The organism is Roseomonas sp. 18066 (genome assembly GCF_902706185.1).
Lineage (GTDB): Bacteria > Pseudomonadota > Alphaproteobacteria > Acetobacterales > Acetobacteraceae > Pseudoroseomonas.
The window spans coordinates 1-18032 of the sequence record NZ_CACSJM010000080.1; the positions used below are offsets into that span (position 1 = coordinate 1).

General features: G+C 70.3%; 14 protein-coding genes and 1 pseudogene. 5 read left to right on the forward strand and 10 right to left on the reverse strand.

The window, feature by feature from the left end:
* Window positions 1-345 (reverse strand): annotated as a pseudogene (locus GVN67_RS16680) (hypothetical protein); the annotation flags it as partial.
* A 182-nt stretch (window positions 346-527) separates the two neighbouring features.
* On the reverse strand, window positions 528-1430 hold the full coding sequence (locus GVN67_RS16685) for an AraC family transcriptional regulator (RefSeq protein ID WP_159997974.1): 903 nt from the start codon (window positions 1428-1430) through the stop codon (window positions 528-530).
* 478 nt (window positions 1431-1908) lie between these two features.
* On the opposite strand from GVN67_RS16685, the gene GVN67_RS16690 reads away from it, so the two are divergent.
* Both GVN67_RS16690 and GVN67_RS16695 read left to right on the forward strand, forming a co-directional pair.
* A complete protein-coding gene (locus tag GVN67_RS16690) occupies window positions 1909-2967 on the forward strand; it encodes an alpha/beta hydrolase (protein ID WP_159997976.1) in 1059 nt (352 codons plus the stop codon).
* A 111-nt stretch (window positions 2968-3078) separates the two neighbouring features.
* A complete protein-coding gene (locus tag GVN67_RS16695) occupies window positions 3079-3480 on the forward strand; it encodes a hypothetical protein (RefSeq protein ID WP_159997978.1) in 402 nt (133 codons plus the stop codon).
* Between the two features lie 9 nt (window positions 3481-3489).
* Here the strand turns inward: GVN67_RS16695 and GVN67_RS16700 are convergent, their stop codons facing one another.
* The 4 genes from GVN67_RS16700 to GVN67_RS16715 all read right to left on the reverse strand — a co-directional run bounded on the left by GVN67_RS16700 (window position 3490) and on the right by GVN67_RS16715 (window position 7835).
* Window positions 3490-4479 carry an ABC transporter permease gene (locus GVN67_RS16700; RefSeq protein WP_159997980.1) on the reverse strand — a complete coding sequence of 330 codons (990 nt, stop codon included), beginning with the start codon at window positions 4477-4479 and terminating at the stop codon, window positions 3490-3492.
* Window positions 4476-5984, reverse strand: coding sequence for a sugar ABC transporter ATP-binding protein (locus tag GVN67_RS16705; protein ID WP_159997982.1), 1509 nt, complete (start codon window positions 5982-5984; stop codon window positions 4476-4478). The genes GVN67_RS16700 and GVN67_RS16705 overlap by 4 nt, the downstream gene beginning before the upstream one ends.
* Window positions 5985-5987: 3 nt before the next feature.
* Window positions 5988-6947 (reverse strand): sugar-binding protein, encoded by a 960-nt coding sequence (locus GVN67_RS16710; protein WP_159997984.1) that lies wholly within the window; start codon window positions 6945-6947, stop codon window positions 5988-5990.
* A gap of 117 nt (window positions 6948-7064) precedes the next feature.
* Complete coding sequence (locus GVN67_RS16715; protein ID WP_159997986.1) at window positions 7065-7835, reverse strand: SDR family NAD(P)-dependent oxidoreductase; 771 nt, start codon at window positions 7833-7835, stop codon at window positions 7065-7067.
* A gap of 145 nt (window positions 7836-7980) precedes the next feature.
* Between GVN67_RS16715 and GVN67_RS16720 the strand changes: the two genes are divergently transcribed.
* The gene (locus tag GVN67_RS16720; protein WP_159997988.1) at window positions 7981-9156 is read left to right on the forward strand and encodes an MFS transporter; all 1176 of its coding nucleotides are present in this window, start codon (window positions 7981-7983) and stop codon (window positions 9154-9156) included.
* Between the two features lie 4 nt (window positions 9157-9160).
* Here the strand turns inward: GVN67_RS16720 and GVN67_RS16725 are convergent, their stop codons facing one another.
* Together GVN67_RS16725 and GVN67_RS16730 are read right to left on the reverse strand one after the other, a co-directional pair.
* The gene (locus tag GVN67_RS16725) at window positions 9161-10135 is read right to left on the reverse strand and encodes a tripartite tricarboxylate transporter substrate binding protein (protein ID WP_159997990.1); all 975 of its coding nucleotides are present in this window, start codon (window positions 10133-10135) and stop codon (window positions 9161-9163) included.
* Window positions 10136-10151: 16 nt separating this feature from the next.
* The gene (locus tag GVN67_RS16730; protein ID WP_159997992.1) at window positions 10152-11297 is read right to left on the reverse strand and encodes a mandelate racemase/muconate lactonizing enzyme family protein; all 1146 of its coding nucleotides are present in this window, start codon (window positions 11295-11297) and stop codon (window positions 10152-10154) included.
* A 119-nt stretch (window positions 11298-11416) separates the two neighbouring features.
* On the opposite strand from GVN67_RS16730, the gene GVN67_RS16735 reads away from it, so the two are divergent.
* Window positions 11417-12295: a LysR family transcriptional regulator gene (locus tag GVN67_RS16735; protein WP_159997994.1), complete on the forward strand. Its 879-nt coding sequence runs from the start codon at window positions 11417-11419 to the stop codon at window positions 12293-12295.
* Window positions 12296-12440: 145 nt separating this feature from the next.
* Window positions 12441-13475: a ribonucleotide-diphosphate reductase subunit beta gene (locus tag GVN67_RS16740; protein ID WP_159997996.1), complete on the forward strand. Its 1035-nt coding sequence runs from the start codon at window positions 12441-12443 to the stop codon at window positions 13473-13475.
* A 531-nt stretch (window positions 13476-14006) separates the two neighbouring features.
* On the opposite strand, the gene GVN67_RS16745 is transcribed toward GVN67_RS16740, so the two are convergent.
* Together GVN67_RS16745 and GVN67_RS16750 are read right to left on the reverse strand one after the other, a co-directional pair.
* On the reverse strand, window positions 14007-15905 hold the full coding sequence (locus GVN67_RS16745; protein ID WP_159997998.1) for a ribonucleoside-diphosphate reductase subunit alpha: 1899 nt from the start codon (window positions 15903-15905) through the stop codon (window positions 14007-14009).
* Between the two features lie 301 nt (window positions 15906-16206).
* Complete coding sequence (locus GVN67_RS16750) at window positions 16207-17871, reverse strand: Na/Pi cotransporter family protein (RefSeq protein ID WP_159998000.1); 1665 nt, start codon at window positions 17869-17871, stop codon at window positions 16207-16209.
* Window positions 17872-18032: the final 161 nt, after the last annotated feature.

Genomic DNA, 18032 nt, shown 5'->3' on the forward strand with positions numbered 1-18032 from the left:
GATGCCTTGCCATTCGGCGCCGGCCAGCAGCAGGTCGGAGAGGATGGCGCACAGCAGCGCCGTCGGCAGCAGCAGCGGGATCAGCCGCCCCAGCCGCACCTTGGACAGCGCCAGCAGCACCAGGATCAGCGCGCCGACATAGGCGGTGAAGGTCAGGGAAAGCTGCGCCGGGGTGTAGCCGAGCAGCTGGCGATACAGCGGCAGCAGCGGCGTGGTGGCGTTGGTGCCGGCCAGCAGCAGGCTGAACCCCGCCGCCGCCAGACCGCCCTGCAGCCAGACCAGCGCCCGGGCCGAGGGCCTCGGCAGGAGGGCGGCGGGCAGGCGGAGACGGCGGGCTTCGGGCAAGGCAGGACCTCGGGCGCGGCGGCGGAAGAAGACTGCCCGGTGTAACGCTGCAGTGCAGCAAAAACTGTCAGGGATGGGCCAGGAACGGCAGCTTGGTGCCACGGCGCGCGGCGCGCCCTCTCATAGCCCCAGGCACAGCGCAGCCTGCGCGGCCACAGGCCCAGACCACCGCCCGCGCCTGGTCAGGAAAAAAAACGGAGGCGGTGGGGGGTGAGGCCGGTGGCGGCCTTCATGGTGGCCGTCAGGTGGCTTTGGCTCGAGAAGCCGCAGCGCTCGGCGATGGCGCTGATCGGCTCGGCGGTGTCGCGCAGCAGGGATTGCGCCGCCTCCAGCCGCCGCTGCATCAGCCAGCGATGCGGCGTCTGGCCGGTCTCCTGGTGGAAGCTGCGGGCGAAATGGCGGCGGCTGAGGCCGGCGGCCTCGGCCAGGTCGTCGAGGGTGATGCTCTCGCCCAGCCGGGCCTCGACGAAATGCCGCACCCGGCGCAGGCGCCAGGGCGGCAGGGCGATGTCTTTCTGTTCTTCCAGCCGCGTTCCCGCGCGGATCAGCAGCTGGGACAGCAGCGCGGTCAGCAGCCCGTCGGCGAGGAAGGCGCGGGTCTGGCCGGGGGCCTCGTCCTCCAGGCCCTGCCACAGCTGGCGCATCAGCGCCTCGACCAGCGGGTCGGCCCAGGTGGCCTCCGACAGGCTGCGGAAGGCCTGGCCGATATCGGCCGGGCAATGGCTGCCGAACAGCCGGCGCAGCGTGGCGTTGGGCACCGAGAGGATCAGGATGCGGCGGCTGCCATCGACCTCCCAATGGCTTTCCACATCGGCGGGGACCACCAGCATGCGGCCGGGCTCGGCCTGCTGCACCTGGCGATGCGCGCCGATCCGCCAGCCCCAGCGGCAGCGGCCGGGCACTGCCAGCGGCAAGGCCAGCACGGTCTCGGACAGCTCCGGGTCGGAGAAGGCATGCGGCCCCTGCTCCACCAGGATCATCTGGCAGGGCAATTGCCCCGGCGAGCGGCGATGCTCCTGCGGGAAGGCGCCATAGGGGGAGCGCCGGTAGAAATCGGCGTAGCTGCTCCAGAGGATCTCGGACATGGGCGGCGTTGGCTGGGACCTGGACAAGGTCCCAGCCTAGCAAGCGCCGCATCGCCTGGCACCAGGGTCAGGACAGATTGATCCAGAGGAGGAAGGCCGCAGCGGGGCAGATGGCCGATGGCGGATGGTGGCGGCAATCGCGCATCGGGTGGTGCAGACCGTGCGGGTTGCCTGCGGGGATCGTCCCGGCTCCCCGCAGACCATCGCCTGGCTTCCCTTCGCCCGGCCACCACGACCTCGCTGGACTGCCGGGCGGCCTCGCGGCGCTGCCATCCCTCCGGCTGCGAGCAAGGCCTCGACGGCAGGGGCCGGATCGGCACGCCGCCAGATCGCGGCACGCAGGAACGCGGCGACGTCGCCGAGGCGCCTTCTGCTGGCGGGTCCGATCCGGCCCGCCCTTTTTTTCTGGCGAACCGCCGCGGAAAAGATCGATTCTGCCAGCGCAGGGCCGGCCACAGGCCCGCGGGAGAATCCGTCCATGACACCGCATCTGCTCCGCCTGGCTCTGCCGGTCGCCGCGGCCTGGCTGATCGCTGCCACCCCTGTTCAGGCACAAACCCCGCTCGCCCCGCGCGAGGCGCCGGCGAAAAGCCTGCCGGTGCCCGGCACGGTCAGCCCGGCCATGCAGGCGATCATCGCCCAGCCGCTGCGCACCAACTGGGACAAGCCGCCGACCACGCCCGAGGGCTGGCGCCAGCTATCCGACGGCACCGCCACCACCGCGGCGCCGCTGGTCCCCGCCATCGCCGCGCGGCTGAAGCTGGCCATCGAGCCCACCACCATCGACGGCGTCCGCGCCTACATCATCACCCCCACGGAAATGCCGGAGGCCAACCGCAACAGGCTGGCGGTGCATGTGCATGGCGGCTGCTACGTGCTGAACCCGCGCGAGGCGGCGCTGCCGGAGGCGCTGTTCCTGGCCGGCTTCGCCCGGATGAAGGTCATCGCCGTCGATTACCGCATGCCGCCCGAGGCCTATTTCCCGGCGGCCCTCGACGATGCGGTCACCGTCTACAAGGCCGCCACCCGGATGGTGCCGCCAGGGAACCTCGCGGTCTTCGGCAGCTCGGCCGGCGGCGCGCTGACCCTGTCGATGATGCTGCGCGCCAAGGCCGAGGGCCTGCCGATGCCCGGCGCCATCGCCCCCGGCACGCCGATGGCCGATGTCACCAAGCAGGGCGACAGCTTCCAGGCCAATGCCATGGTGGACAATGTCCTGGTCTCGCCGGACGGCTTCTGCGACGCCGCCACCCGCTTCTATGCCCAGGGCCATGATCTGGCCGACCCGCTGCTGTCGCCGGTGCGTGGCGATGTGCGCGGCTTCCCGCCGACCATCCTGACCACCGGCACCCGCGACCTGCTGCTGAGCAACACCGTGCGCATGCATCGCGCCCTGCGCCAGGCCGGGGTCGAGGCCTCGCTGCAGGTCTACGAGGCGCAGTCGCATGCGCAATTCTACCGCGACGACCGCATCCCCGAGGTGCAGGAAGCCTTCCTGGAGATCGCCGCCTTCTTCGACCGGCATCTGGGGAAATAGGCGCTGTCGCGCCGATGCGTCCCGGCTATCAGCGCGATAGGAAACACGGCATGGCGGGATGGCGGCGCGCGCGGCACCATGCCGCCATCGACCCGCCGGAGACACCCGAAGATGCCCCGCCTGCTTCCCCTGACCGGTCTTGCCGCCGTCCTGGCCGGCGGCCTTGGCCTGAACCCCGCCGCGGCGCAGCAGGCGCAGTTCTGCGGCGGCCAGCTGGTGGCCAACAGCGCCTATACCAACCTTCTGCCGACCGCGCGCGGCGGCGCCCAGGTCGAGTACCACGTGCTGTTCCAGAACCGGCATGCCGGCGGTCAGCGCCTCGGGGTGCGGGTGCTGGACATCACGCCGATCGGCAAGATCAGCTTCGCCAGGGTGCAGGCCGGCTTCACCCTGACCGCCGGGAGCCAGGCCGACCTGATCATGGCGACCATCCAGATCCCCAGCCCCGGTGCCGGCGCGCCCGGCACCGCGCAGTTCCTGCAGGCGCTGAAGCTGGAGTGCCGCCTGCTCTGAAAGGCGGCGCTATTCCGCCGGTGCCGCCGCCCCCCCCTGCGCCCGGCTGAGCTGGATGCGCTGGCGGCGATGGCCCAGCTGCTGGTCGGCGATGACGCCGAGCAGGATGACGCCCCCCATCACCGCGAAGTTCAGCGAGGAGGGGATGCCCAGGATATTCACCAGGTTCTGCAGGATCTGCAGCAGCACGGTGCCCAGCACGATGCCGAGGATGCTGCCCTCGCCGCCGCGCAGCGAGCAGCCGCCCAGCACCGCGGCGGCGATGGCGTAGAGCTCGTAGAAATTGCCGAAGGAGGAGGGCGAGACCGAGGAGGTGTAGAAGACCAGCAGCACCCCCGACAGCCCGGCCAGCGCGCCGCCCAGGAGGTAGGCGCCGGTGATCACCTTGTTGGTGTCGATGCCCGAATGCCGCGCGGCCTCTTCATTGCGGCCGACGGCGTAGAGATAGCGGCCGAAGACGGTGCGGTGCAGCACCACCGCCATGATGCCGGCCACGATCAGCAGGATGATGAAGGGGTGCGGGATGCCGAAGCTGCGGCCCGAGGCCAGCCAGGAGATGGTGTCGATATCGCCGGCATAGCCGAAGCCGCTGGTCGAATCCTCGGTGTAGTAGCGGGCGATGCCGCGATAGATCAGCAGCCCGCACAGCGTGACGACGAAGGGCTGCAGCCGGATCCGCGTCACCAGCAGCCCGTGCAGCAGGCCGAGCAGCAGCCCCAGCCCGATCACCGCCAGCACCGCCAGCGGCCAGGCCAGCTCGAAGTTCACCAGCAGGTCGACGAGGACGACGCCGAGCAAGGCGAACATCGAGCCCACCGAAAGATCAATGCCGCCGGTGATGATGATCAGCCCCTGGCCGATGGCGAAGATGCCGAACAGCCCGATCAGATTGGCCATGTTCAGCAGGTTGACCCCGGAGAGGAACAGCGGGTTCAGCACCGCCGTGATGCCGCCGATCACCACCAGCAGCACGGCCAGGCCCAGTTCCTTCTTGCTCATGCGCGCTCCATCTCATGGCCGATCGCCAGGCGCAGCACCGCCTGCTCGCTGAAGGCGCCGCGCTCCAGCCCGCCGCTGATGCGGCCTTCATGCATCACCAGGATGCGGTCGCTGACGCCCAGCACCTCCTCCATGTCGGAGGAGATCATCAGGATGCCGACGCCGCGATCCGACAGCGCCCGCATCAGCGCGTAGATCTCGCCCTTGGCGCCGACATCGATGCCGCGGGTCGGCTCGTCGAACAGGATCACCTTCGGCGCCATGCTGAGCCATTTGCCCAGCACCACCTTCTGCTGGTTGCCGCCCGACAGCGTCCCCGCCTGCACCTGGCAATCCGGCGTCTTGATGCGCAAGGACGCGCGCTGCGCCTCGGCGGCGCGGTTCTCCTCAGCGCGGTCGATCAGCCCGGCATGGGCGTAGTGCGACGCGCTGGCCAGGGTGATGTTCTCGGCGATCGGCATGTCGAGGACCAGCCCGTCCTTCTTGCGGTCCTCCGGCACCAGGTAGATCCCGGCGGCCACCGCGTCGCCGGGCCAGCGGATCGACAGGCGCTTGCCGTCCAGCCGCACCTCGCCGGCCAGCACCGGGTCGATGCCGAACAGCGCGCGCGCCAGCGACGTGCGCCCGGCGCCGACCAGCCCGGCCAGGCCCAGGATCTCGCCGGGGCGGATGGTCAAGTCCAGGCCGCGGCCGGGAAAGGCGCGGGTGACCAGCCCCTCCACCTGCAGCCCGCCGGGGCCGGGCGGGCCGGCGGGGGGCGTGTAGAGGGCGCGCAGCTCGCGGCCGATCATCAGTCGGATCATCGCCGCATGGCTGATTTCTTCACGTGCCAGCGCGCCGACCATGCGCCCGTCGCGCAGGCAGACGACCCGGTCGGCGACGTCGAGAATCTCGCCCAGCCGGTGGGTGATGTAGATCAGCCCGACGCCACCGGCGCGGAGCTCGCGCAGCACGGTCAGCAGCCGCGCCGTCTCGGACAGCGTCAGCGACGAGGTGGGCTCGTCGAGGATGATGATGCGCGCCTCGGCCGCCAGGGCGCGGGCGATTTCCACCAATTGCCGCTGCGCGATGGACAGTTCCGCCAGGAGCGTGCCGGGGGCGAAATCGGCGCCGAGCCGCGCGAGGATCGGCCGCACCCGCTCATGCGACGCCCGCCGGTCGACAACTGAAAGAAAGCCGAAGCGGCGCGGCTCGCGGCCGAACAGCACATTGGCGGCGACGTCCAGATTGTCGAAGAGATTGAGCTCCTGGTGGACGAAGGCGATGCCGGCCCGCGTCGCCTCGGCCACATCCCAGCGGTCGCGGGCCAGGCCGTCGATGCGCAAGACACCCTCGCTGGGCGGCACGACGCCGCCCAGGATCTTCATCAGCGTGGATTTGCCGGCGCCGTTCTCGCCGATCAGCCCGAGGATCTCGCCGGGGCCGAGCGCCAGGCTGACGCCATCCAGCGCCCGCACGCCGGGATAGGTTTTCCCGATGGCCTGCAGCTCGAGCAGCGCGGCCATGGATCAGGTCCCGCGCAGCAGGTCCCGCATCTGCTTCTGGAAGTCGGCGACGTTGGATTTGTCGATGATGCGGGTGGGGATGATGATCTGCTTGCTGGCCGGGATGAAGGACCGGTCGTTGTTCAGCACCTTCACCATGCCGATCATGCTCTGGTAGCCGAATTCATAGGGCTGCTGCACGACGGTGCTCTCGATGGTGCCGTCGGCGACGCCGCGCAAGGTCAGCCCATCCTCGTCGAAGCCGACGATCTTCACCTTTCCTTCGCGCCCGGCGCCCTTCACCGCCTGGTAGATCTGCGGCGTGTTATAGGCCCAGAGCCCGACCAGCAGGTTGATATCGGCATAGCGGGCCAGGACATCCTCGACATTGCGCTTGGCGCGGGCGATGTCGCTCTCGTCGGTGCGGATGTCGACGATGCCGATCTCGCTGCCCTGCAGCTCCTCGCGGATGCCCTGGACGCGCTCGCGGGCATTGTCGGCATCCATGGTGCCGACGAAGAGCATGGCCTTGCCGCCCTGGGGCAGCGCGCGCTTCATCTGCTTGCCGGCCTCGCGCCCGGCCGCGACATTGTCGGTGCCGATATAGACCATGCGGTTGCTGTTGGGCGCGTCGCTGTCGCTGGTGAACAGGATCGACTGCGCCGCCACCCGGTTCAGCATCTCGGTCGAATTGGCCGGGTTGATCGGCGAGATGGCGATGCCGGCGACGCGGCGGGCCAGCAGCTCGTCGACGATGCGGCGCTGCTCGGCGGCGCTGGCCTGGCCGGGCACGATCATCTCCATGGCGAATTCGGGATGCTCCCGGTTCGCCTTCTCGATGCCGCGCTTGCAGATGGTCCAGAAATCGGCGGACACGTTGACGATGAAGGCCAGGCTTTTCTTGTCCTGCGCCCTGGCCAGGCGCGGCAGGGATCCGAGGGCAAGCGCCGCCGGAGCAGCAGACAGCAGGGTGCGCCGTTGCATCACGTCTCGTTCCTCCCATCGGGCCGCTTTTATCGGGCCTCGACCTTTTCCCAGACGTGAAACGCTAGCAGAGGCTCTGCTTCGTTGCGTGCACGAAGCGGTGAAGTTGCGCCGGATTCACGTCCAGCCACCATCGACGACGAATTCCTGCGCCGAGCACATCGACGAGGCGTCGGAGGCCAGGAACAGCGCCATCTCGGCGATATGCTCGGGATAGACCCTGCCGGCGAGCGCCTGGCCTTCGTCGATGCGGCGCTCGGCATCGGGGGTGACCCAGAGCGTCAATTGCCGCTCGGTCATCACCCAGCCGGGCACCAGCGTGTTGACCCGGATATTCTGCTTGCCGAAGTCGCGCGCCAGGCCGCGGGTCAGCCCCTGCATCGAGGCCTTGGCCATGGTGTAGGCCGGCATCCCGCCCTGGCGCAGCTTCCAGGAAACCGAGCCGAAATTGACGATCGAGCCGCCGCCGGCGCGCTGCATCATCGGGATCACCGCCTGGGCCGCGAAGAAGACCGGGCGCATGTTCACCGCGATGCGGTCGTCCCAGTATTCCGGGGTGACGCGCTCCACCGCATGGCGCTCGTCATGGGCGGCATTGTTCAGCAGCACGGTGATGTCGCCGAGGCTGGCCGCCGCCTCCGCCACCGCCTGGCGCAGCAGCGCGACATCGCGGATGTCGCATTCGAGGAACAGGGGCGTGTGCGGCGCATCCTCGGCGGCGATGGCCTCGACCAGGGCCCGGCTGGCGTCGGTGGCGATATCGACGAAGGCGACGCGGGCGCCCTGATGCGCGAAGGCGCGGGTCAGCGCCGCGCCGATGCCGCTGCCGCCGCCGGTGATGAAGACGGTCTTCTGCGCCAGATCGGGGTAGATCGCCTTGCGCTGCATGTCCTGTCCTCCCTGGGGGTGCTGGAAGACTGGGATCGGCGCCGCCGCTTGGCAATCGGCCCGGCCGGACACGCCCGCGCGTGGTTGCGCCGCAGCAAGGCTTCCCGTAGCGAGGCGGCCTCGCCGCCCCGAAGGGACCGCTCGCATGACCAACGCCGCCCCTCTGCCCCGCACCGTGGTGGCGCTCGGCCTGGTGTCGCTGTTCATGGACGTGGCCTCGGGCATGACCCATGCGCTGATGCCGGTCTTCATGACCGTGGTGCTGGGCGCGCCGGTGGCCCTCGTCGGCCTGGTCGAGGGCGTGGCCCAGGCCACCGCGGCGCTGGCCCGCCTCTTCGCCGGGGTGGTCTCCGACTGGATCGGCCGGCGCAAGCCGCTGGTGCTGTTGGGCTACGGGATGAGTGCTGCGACCATGCCGCTGTTCCCGACGGCGCAGGGGATCGGCGCGGTGATGCTGGCGCGCTTCCTCGACCGGGTGGGGAAGGGCATCCGCTCCGCGCCCCGCGACGCGCTGATCGCCGACGTCACCCCCGCCGCCCAGCGCGGCGCCGCCTATGGGCTGCGCCAGGCGATGGACATGACCGGCGCCTTCCTGGGCCCGCTGGCGGCGATCGGGCTGATGCTGCTTTTCGCGGGCGACTCCCGCGCGGTGCTGTGGTTCGCGGTCATCCCGGCGGCCATCGCGGTGGCCCTGATCGCCTTCGGGGTGAAGGAGCCCGCCGATGCCGGGCCGATGCAGCGCCGCCCCTTCCCGCTGCGCCGAGCCGAGCTGAAAAAGCTGCCGGCGGCCTATTGGCAGGTGGTGGGGCTCGTCGCCCTGTTCAGCCTCGCCCGCTTCAGCGAGGCTTTTCTGCTGCTGCGCGCCGCTGGCGCGGGGCTCGCCCCGGCCTGGGTGCCGCTGGTGCTGGTGGCGCTGACCTTCGTCAATGCCGTCGCCGCCTATCCGCTGGGCAAGCTGGGCGACCGGATGGACCGCCGCCGCCTGCTGGGCTGGGGCGTCGCCCTGCTGGTGGCGGCCGACCTGGTGCTGGCCTTCGCCCCCTCCTGGCCGGTGGTGCTGGCCGGCGCCGCGCTCTGGGGCCTGCACATGGCGATGACCCAGGGGCTTCTCTCGGCGCTGATCGCCGATGCCGCGCCGGCCGAGCTGCGCGGCGTGGCCTTCGGCGCCTTCAACCTGGTCCAGGCCGGCGCGCTGCTGCTGGCGAGCTCGCTGGCCGGGCTGCTGTGGAGCGGCTTCGGCCCGCAGGCGACCTTCCTGGGGGGCGCGGGCATCGCGCTGCTGGCGATGATCCCGCTGCGCCGGGCGATGCGGACCGGCTGAGCCGTCACTCCAGCAGGATGCCGAGCTCCTTCGTCACCTTGCCCCATTTTTCTATTTCGGACCCGACGAAGGTGGCGTAATCGGCCGCGCCGCGGCGGCCAGGGGCATAGCCTGAGGCGGAGAAACGCTCGACGAGCGTCGGGTCGCGCAGCGCCTCGGCCACCGCCGCCTCCAGCCGCGCGGCGATCGGGGCGGGCAGGCCGGCCGGCGCCGACAGCCCCATCCAGCCTTCCGCCGAAAACCCCGGGAAGCCGGAGGCGGCGACGGTCGGCGCCTCCGGGTAGAGCGGAGAAACTTCCGGCCCGGTGGTGGCCAGCACCCGCAGCTTGCCGGCGCGGACATGCGGCAAAGCGACATCGACATTGAGCATGGCCACCGCCACCTGGCCGGCGATGACATCGGTGATGGCGGGTGCCGCGCCGCGATAGGGGATATGCATCAGCTCCACCCCCGCCGCCCGCATCAGCATGGCCATGGCCAGGTGCCCCGACGACCCGCTGCCGGGGCTGGCGAAGCTGATGCCGCCCGGCTTCTCGCGGGCCATGGCCAGCAGGTCGGGCAGCGTCCTCGCCGGGAAGTCGGCCGCGACCACCAGCGCGTTCGGTACCGACGCCAGCTGCGCGACATGGCTGAAAGAAACGCGGGAATCATAGGGCATCGCGCGGTACAGCCCGTGATTCATCGCGTTCTGCCCGTTGCCGGAGACCAGCAGCGTGTAGCCATCCGGCGCCGCCCGGGCGACCGAGGCCGCGCCGATATTGCCATTGGCGCCGGGGCGGTTCTCGATGACGAAGGGCTGGCCCAGGCTGCGGCCCAGCGCCTGCGCCACCAGCCGCCCGACCACGTCGTTGCTGCCGCCGGGCGGAAAGGGGACGATGACGGTGACCGCCCGCTCCGGCCAGGTGGCGGCGCGCGACGGCGCCGCCAGGGCGGTGGCGGCGAGGGCGCCCAGCAGGGCGCGCCGGGTTGATTTTGTCATTGGTGTTTTCCTCCCGTTAGGCGACGCAGCGGAACGTGTCGGTGATCCAGGGGCGCAGCGCCTCGGCGTCCAGGTCCAGCCCGGTGCCGGGGGCGTCGGGCACGGCGATGCAGCCATCGGCCTCGACGGTGATCGCGCCGCCCAGCGCCAGCAGCGGATTGGCCGAGGCGTCCATCTCGATCCAGGGATAGGGGGCGAAGCCGCCGCCGCGCCGGACGGGCAGGATGGCGGCGGCCTGCAGCGCGGCGCGCATGTTCACGGGCGTGCCGAAGACATGCGGCATCACCGGCAGGTCATGGGCCCCGGCCAGCGCCGCGATGCGCTGGAAGCCGGTATAGCCGCCGCAGACGGTCAGGTCGGGCTGCAGCACCGCCAGCGCGCCAACTGACAGAAAGTCGCGGAAGGCGGCGGGGCTGGCCAGCGCCTCGCCGCCTGCGATCGGCGTCGCGGTGGCCCGCGCCACGGCGGCATAGCCCAGGAAGTCTTCGGGCTGGACGGGCTCCTCGATCCAGAGCAGCGCCGCCTCTTCCATCCGCTGTGCCGAGGCGATGGCGGCGCTGGCCGTGTAGCCCTGGTTGATGTCGACCATCAGCGAGACCTCGGGCCCGACCTGCCGGCGCAGCGCCGTGGCCATGGCGCCGTCCGCCCGCGGCGAGACGCCGGCCCGCGGCTTGATGGCGCGGAAGCCGCGACGAAGAATGTCGTCCACCTCGGCGGCGTAGTGGCCGTAAGGATCGGCGGCCTCGGTGATGAAGGGGGCGCTGGCATAGGCGGGCAGGCGGGTGCGGATCGCGCCGCCCAGCATCTCGGCGACGCTGAGCCCTTGGGCCTGGGCGGCCAGGTCATGCAGCGCCATGTCGATGGCCGAGATCGCCATCATCCCCGGGCCCCGCCGGTCATAGCCCAGCGTGCCCAGCATGGCGTCGTAGAGCCGCCCATGCTGCCGTGGCGTCTGGCCCAGCAGCAGCGGCGCCAGCCGGGTGCGGATCAGCGCGGCGGCGGCGGCCGGCGACGCAAAGACCTCGCCCCAGCCCCGCTCGCCGCTGTCGGCGATCAGCTCGACGAGCAGAAAATCGCGGCGGCGGATCATCCGGGTCGCGTTGCCGATGGCCGGGCTGGGCGCGAAGCCCAGCAGATGGCCGCGGATTTCCTTCAATCGCACGGGCGGCTTGTCCTGACGTTTCCTGGCCCGGCTCTTCTCGGCCGAACTGGGCAAAAGCTTGGCGCCGCCGGGTCGATGTGGGCCAATGCCGTTTCACGCAGGGTTCATGCCGGCCGGTTATGATCTTCGACCTGAAGGAAATGGCGGTGTTCCGCCGGGTGATGGAGCTGGGCAGCGTCACCGCCGCCGCGGCCGCGCTGAACGTGTCGCAGCCGGCGGTCACCCGGATGCTGCAGAAGGCCGAGCAGCGCCTGGGCTTTTCCCTGTTCATCCGCGAGAAGCGGCGCCTGCGCCCGACCCCCGAGGCGCAGCTGATGTTCCCGGAGACGCTGGGGGCCTTCGCGGCGCTGGAGCAGGTGCAGCGCCTGGCCGGCGAGCTGCGCGCCGGGCGGGCCGGCATCCTGGCGATCTCCTGCATCCCGGCCCTCGCCGCCTCGCTGTTGGCGCCCGCCATCCAGCGGTTCCGGGCGCGCCGGCCGGAGGCCTCGGTCACGCTGCAAAGCTTCGGCGCGCATGAGGTGATCGAGCGGATCGCGGCGCAGAAGGACGAGCTGGGCTTCATCATCGGCCCCGTCGGCCATGACGCGCTGCTGGTCGACGACCTGGGCACCAGCGAGCTCACCTGCCTGCTGCCGCCAGGCCACCCGCTGGCAGGCTGCGCCAGCCTGGGCCCGGCCGAGCTGGCCGGCCAGCCCTTGCTCTGCCCGGGCCGTCATCTGGTGCTGGGCGAGCAGCTGGCCCGCGCCTTCGCCGAGGCCAATTTTCCGTTCCGCATCGCCGTCGAGGTGTCGCAGGCCGAGGCGGTCTGCGCCCTGGTCCGCGCCGGCGCCGGCATCGGGCTGCTGAGCGGCTTCGGGCTGCGCGGCGCCAATCCCGGCGACCTGGTGGCGCGGCCGTTCCGCCCGGCGATCGTCAGCACGGCGCGGCTGCTGCGGCCCCGGCTGCGGCCCTTGTCCCGCCTGGCCCAGGGCTTCGTCGAGGCGCTGGGCGAAGCCTGAGCTTTCCGGCCCGCGCGGCTGTCATGCGCCCCCCCGCGGTTGCGCGGGACGCACTGGGTTTGCTCTAAGCTCCCCCCCTGATATCGGCCGCGCCGGAGTCGCTCCGGCCGCGCCAGAAACTTCTGCCTGCCGGAGAGACCCACGCATGTCCGAGACCAGCCCCGCGCCCGAGAAGATGGACCTGCTGACCGCCAACCCGGTCTACAAGCCCTTCCGCTACCCCTGGGCCTACGAGGCCTGGATGACGCAGCAGCGCGTCCACTGGCTGCCGGAAGAAGTGCCGATGGCCGACGACGTGAAGGACTGGCAGAAGAACCTGACGGAGGCCGAGCGCAACCTGCTGACGCAGATCTTCCGCTTCTTCACCCAGGCCGATGTCGAGGTGAACAACTGCTACATGAAGCACTACGCGCAGGTGTTCAAGCCGACCGAAGTGCTGATGATGCTGTCCGCCTTCAGCAACATCGAGACCATCCACATCGCCGCCTACGCCCATCTCCTCGACACCATCGGCATGCCGGAAACCGAGTACACGGCGTTCCTGAAGTACAAGGAGATGAAGGACAAGTACGACTACATGCAGTCCTTCTCGGTCGAGAACAAGACCGAGATCGCCAAGACCCTGGCCGCCTTCGGCGCCTTCACCGAGGGCCTGCAGCTCTTCGCCTCCTTCGCCATCCTCATGAACTTCCCGCGCTTCAACAAGATGAAGGGGATGGGCCAGATCGTCTCCTGGTCGGTGCGCGACGAGACGCTGCATTGCCTGTCCGTGATCCGGCTGTTCCGCACCTTCGTGCAGGAAAACCCGGAGATCTGGACCGAGCAGCTGAAGGCCGACCTGGTAGGCATCTGCACCACCATCGTCGAGCACGAGGACGCCTTCATCGACCTGGCCTTCGAGCTGGGCGGCGTCCAGGGCATGACCGCCGAAGATGTGAAGCAGTATATTCGCTTCATCGCCGACCGCCGGCTGCAGCAGCTGGGCCTCGAGCCGCACTACAACACCGACAAGAACCCGCTGCCCTGGCTGGACGAGATCCTCAACGCTGTCGAGCACATGAACTTCTTCGAAGGCCGTGCCACGGAATATTCCAAGGCTTCGACCGCCGGCACCTGGGAAGAAGCCTTCGCCGACGGCGTCTTCGTCGACAAGCAGCCGGAAGGCGAGATCTTCCGCTGAGGATCTCGATCCCGGAGGCTGTCGAGGGCCGTCAGACGGGCAATGATCAGGCTGCGCGGCATAAGCGCCCGCAAGCCTGGCCCGTCCGGCGTTCCCGATGATGACGGGGCGCCGGCCGCGCCCTGTCTGATGCTGATGCGGGAGCATCGAGGGCAGCGCGAGATGATCGGGGCCCTCGCCCGGGCGCCGCAGGCTTCCACAAGGCGGCGGGCGGGCCTGGCACGACAGCGCCAAGCGGAAGACGGGCTCGAAGCGCCATCTGGTGGTGGAGACGGTGGGCCGCCTGCGGGCGCCGCGCGGCATGCCGGCCGGCGTGGATGCCCAACTGGCGGCAGGCCCGTGCGACCTGCTCGAACGGTCAGCCGGCCGCGCCAGCGTGCAAGCCGCCCCCTCGATCGCTCACGCCGGATGCCGGGCATCCAGGCGTCGAGGACGGCCGATACCTGAAAAAAGAGCCGGGCCAGGCTCTTGGCCCATCCCGGCTCGATCAGGGATTCCGAAGGGAATCAGCGCCAGCTCATCAGCGCCCTGTCACTGGCAGGCGAGGCATTCCTCGTAATCCGTCGAGCTCGCCTCGCCGGCCACCGCGCGGGTGACACGCGCCACCGGCATCGGCAGCACGGCTTCCACGCTGTTGGCCGCGGCGAAGCCCAGGGCCGGCTGGACCGAGACCTTCTCGCTGACCGTGTCGGCGCGCTGGATGGACAGGCTGCGGCAGTAGTAGAGCGACTTCACGCCCTTCTTCCAGGCCTGGAAATGGATCTGGTGCAGGTCGCGCTTATGGACGTCGGCCGGCAGGAACAGGTTCACCGACTGGCTCTGGCAGATGAAGGGCGTGCGGTCGGCGGCATGCTCGACCACCCAGCGCTGGTCGAGCTCGAAGGCGGTCTTGAAGACGGCCTTCTCCTGCGCGTCCAGGAAGTCCAGGTGCTGGACGCTGCCCTTGGTGACGGTGATGTTGGTCCAGGTGTCCTCGTCGTCGCGGCCGTGCTTGCGCAGCAGCGCCTTCAGCGACGGGTTGCGGACGATGAAGGAGCCGGACAGCGTCTTATGGTTGTAGACATTGGCCGCGATCGGCTCGATGCCCGGGCTCGCGCCGCCGCAGATGACGCTGATCGACGCCGTCGGCGCGATCGCCATCTTGTTGGAGAAGCGCTCCATGAAGCCGTATTCGGCGGCGTCCGGGCAGGGCCCGCGCTCCTCGGCGAGGACCCGGCTGGCGACATCGGCCTGCTCGCGGATGTGCTTGAACATCCGCTTGTTCCAGACCTTGGCGATGACGCTCTCGAAGGGAACGTTCTGCGCCTGCAGGAAGGAATGAAAACCCATGACGCCGAGGCCGACCGAGCGCTCGCGCATCGCGCTGTAGCGGGCGCGCGCCATGCTGTCGGGGGCGGTGTCGATGAAGGACTGCAGCACGTTGTCGAGGAAGCGCATGATATCGGGGATGAAGCGCTTCTCGTCCTTCCACTCGAACCAGGATTCGAGGTTCAGCGAGGACAGGCAGCAGACCGCGGTGCGCTCCTTGCCATGCTGGTCGCGCCCGGTCGGCAGGGTGATCTCGGCGCAGAGGTTGGAGGTCTTCACCTCCAGCCCGGCCAGCTTGTGGTGCTCGGGCCGCGCGTTGTTCACCGCGTCGGAATAGATGATGTACGGCTCGCCCTGCTCGATGCGCGCCATCAGGATGCGGATCCAGAGCGACCGCGCCGAGATCTTGCGCACCGGGGCGCCGTCCTTGGGCGAGGTCAGCGCCCATTCGTCATCGGCCTCGACCGCGCGCATGAAGGCGTCGGGGATCAGCACGCCGTGGTGCAGGTTCAGCGCCTTGCGGTTCGGGTCGCCGCCGGTCGGCCGCCGCAGGTCGATGAACTCCTCGATCTCGGGATGCGAGACCGGCAGGTAGACCGCGGCCGAGCCGCGGCGCAGCGAGCCCTGGGAAATCGCCAGGGTCAGGCTGTCCATCACGCGAATGAACGGAATGATGCCGCTGGTCTTGCCGTTCTGGCCGACCTTTTCGCCGATCGAGCGCAGGTTGCCCCAGTAGGAGCCGATGCCGCCGCCCTTGGAGGCCAGCCAGACATTCTCGTTCCACAGGTCGACGATGCCGTTCAGGCTGTCATTGGCCTCGTTCAGGAAGCAGCTGATCGGCAGGCCGCGGGTGGTGCCGCCGTTGGACAGCACCGGGGTCGCCGGCATGAACCACAGGCGCGAGATATAGTCGTAGATGCGCTGGGCGTGGGCGCTGTCGTCCGAATAGGCCGAGGCCACGCGGGCGAAGAGGTCCTGGTAGGACTCGCCCGGCAGCAGGTAGCGGTCGTCGAGCGTCGCGCGGCCGAAATCGGTCAGCAGGGCGTCGCGGGAGCGGTCCACGCGAACCTGGCCATGCCCTGCGAGCTGGATGTCATCGGCAAGCTGAACGGCATCGAGCACGGCGGCAAATTCCCTGGCAGTGGGGCGGGCAGATGGGGGCGCATCGGGCGGGCGTGGTCGCAGCAACCGGGCGGCGCGGGGGCAGATTTGCACCGGGCGGCTTCCCGCTTCAACCCATATCTGGTGGGTCGGACGCCACCCTGCCCCCCATAATTTGCTGGTGGGCCGTTTCATTCACAGGCCCGACGCGGCGCGACTCCCGCTGGATCCTGGCCTGTCGGCGGTTATCCCCGGCATCCCCGCCGCCCCGCGCCGCGACAATTTTTTCCGCGCCAGGCCCGAGGGCGGCGGCCCGCGGGCTTCAGGACTCGTCGACCAGGGCGACCCGGCTGGACAGCAGGGCCCCGTCCCGCTCCAGCAGCGGATAGGCGGCGGCGGCCACCACATGGCTGTTGACCAGCTTCAGGTCGCGCAGCAGGTCGAGCTGCAGCGCGCTGGCCTCGGCCTCCATCCGCCCGGCATCGCGCAGCCGGGCGAAATGCGCGCCGGTGGCGGCGGCCTCCATGTCACGGAACACCGCCTTCTCCTCGGCCAGCAGGCGGGCGGCGCGGGCATCCTCGGTCATCAGCAGGGCGCTGGCGACGCGCAGATTGCCGCGCAGCCGGTCGAGCCAGCCCAGGATCTCCGCCTGGGCCTCGCGCGGCAGCGGCAGGCCGCGCTTGCGGGGCCGGGCGGCATGCGGCAGCAGCCCGCGCTGCACCACGTCCGCCGCCTGCTCCAGATGGGTGGTGAAGAGCAGCACGGCCTGCAGCCGGCGATGGTCCTCGGCATCCATCGCCTCGGTGTCGAGCTGCGCCAGATAGGCCTTGATGGCGACGTTCAGCCGGTCGATGGCGGCCTCCAGCACGGCGAGCTCCGGCGGCAGGCGCGCCTCGGGCCGCTCCAGCACGGCCCGCGCCCCTCGCAGCATGTCCTCCAGCAGGTCGGCCAGGCGCAGCGCCTCCCGCCCCGCGGCCGCGAGCGCCACCGCCGGCAGCTCCTGCGCCGCGCCGTCCAGGTAGCGCGGGCGCGACGGGTCGGCCGGGTCCTGCCGCGCCGGCAGCAGGCGCTGCAGCAGCCGGGCATAGGGGCCGAGCAATGGCAGGAACAGCAAGGCGAGGGCCAGGTTGAAGGCGGTGTGGAACAGCGCCACGCCGCGGCCCGGATCGGGCGCGGCCCAGGCCACCAGCCCTGCCAGCGGCGCCAGCAGCGGCATGGCGAGCGCCAGGCCCAGCAGCCGGTTCAGCAGATTGCCCATCGGCAGGCGGCGCCCGGCGGGATCGGCGCGGCCCATCCCCTCCAGCAGCGGGTTCAGCGCGCTGCCGAGGTTGGCGCCCACCACCATGGCCAGCGCCGCCGGCAGCGGCAGCACGCCATGCTCGGCCAGCGACATGATCAGCAGCACGGCGGCGACCGAGGAATGCAGCGCCCAGGCCAGCACCGCGGCCAGCAGCAGCGCCACCCCCGGCATCTCGCCCACCATGCGGAACAGCAGCCGCAGCGCGGGGGCGGATTCGACCGGGGCGAACAGCAGAAGCAGCTGGTGCAGCGCCAGCAGCATCAGGCCCAGGCCGATGATGGCGCGGCCCAGGTCATGCGCCAGGCTGGCGGCATTGCGGCGGAACAGCAGGAAGCCGGCCAGGATCAGCGCCGGCGACAGCGCGGTGACATCGAAGCTCAGCAGCTGCACGATCAGCGTGGTGCCGAGATTGGCGCCCAGCATGACCGACAGCGCCGGCATCAGCCCGACCAGCCCCTCGGCGGCGAAGGCGGTGACCATCAGCCCGGTGGCGGTGCTGCTCTGCAGCAGGGCGGTGACGCCGATGCCGGCCAGGAAGGCCTGGCCCCGGTTGCCCAGGGCGCGCGCCAGGAAGCCGCGCAGCCGGGCGCCGAAGGCGCGCTGCACGCCGGTCTGCACCATCCGGGTGCCCCAGAGCAGCAGCGCCACGGCGCCGCCCAGGCTGATCAGGCTGAGAAAGACAGGCATGGCGTCGGCGGAGCCTCCCCCTTCCGGGCATGAGGCCGGAGACTGCATCACGCTTCGGCCGCCGGTGCAAAGCCTGACGCTGCGCCACAAAACCTGACGAAACAAAAAAGGGGCCGAGGACTTTAAGTCCTCGACCCCTTCCCGGATGCCGATGCATCAAA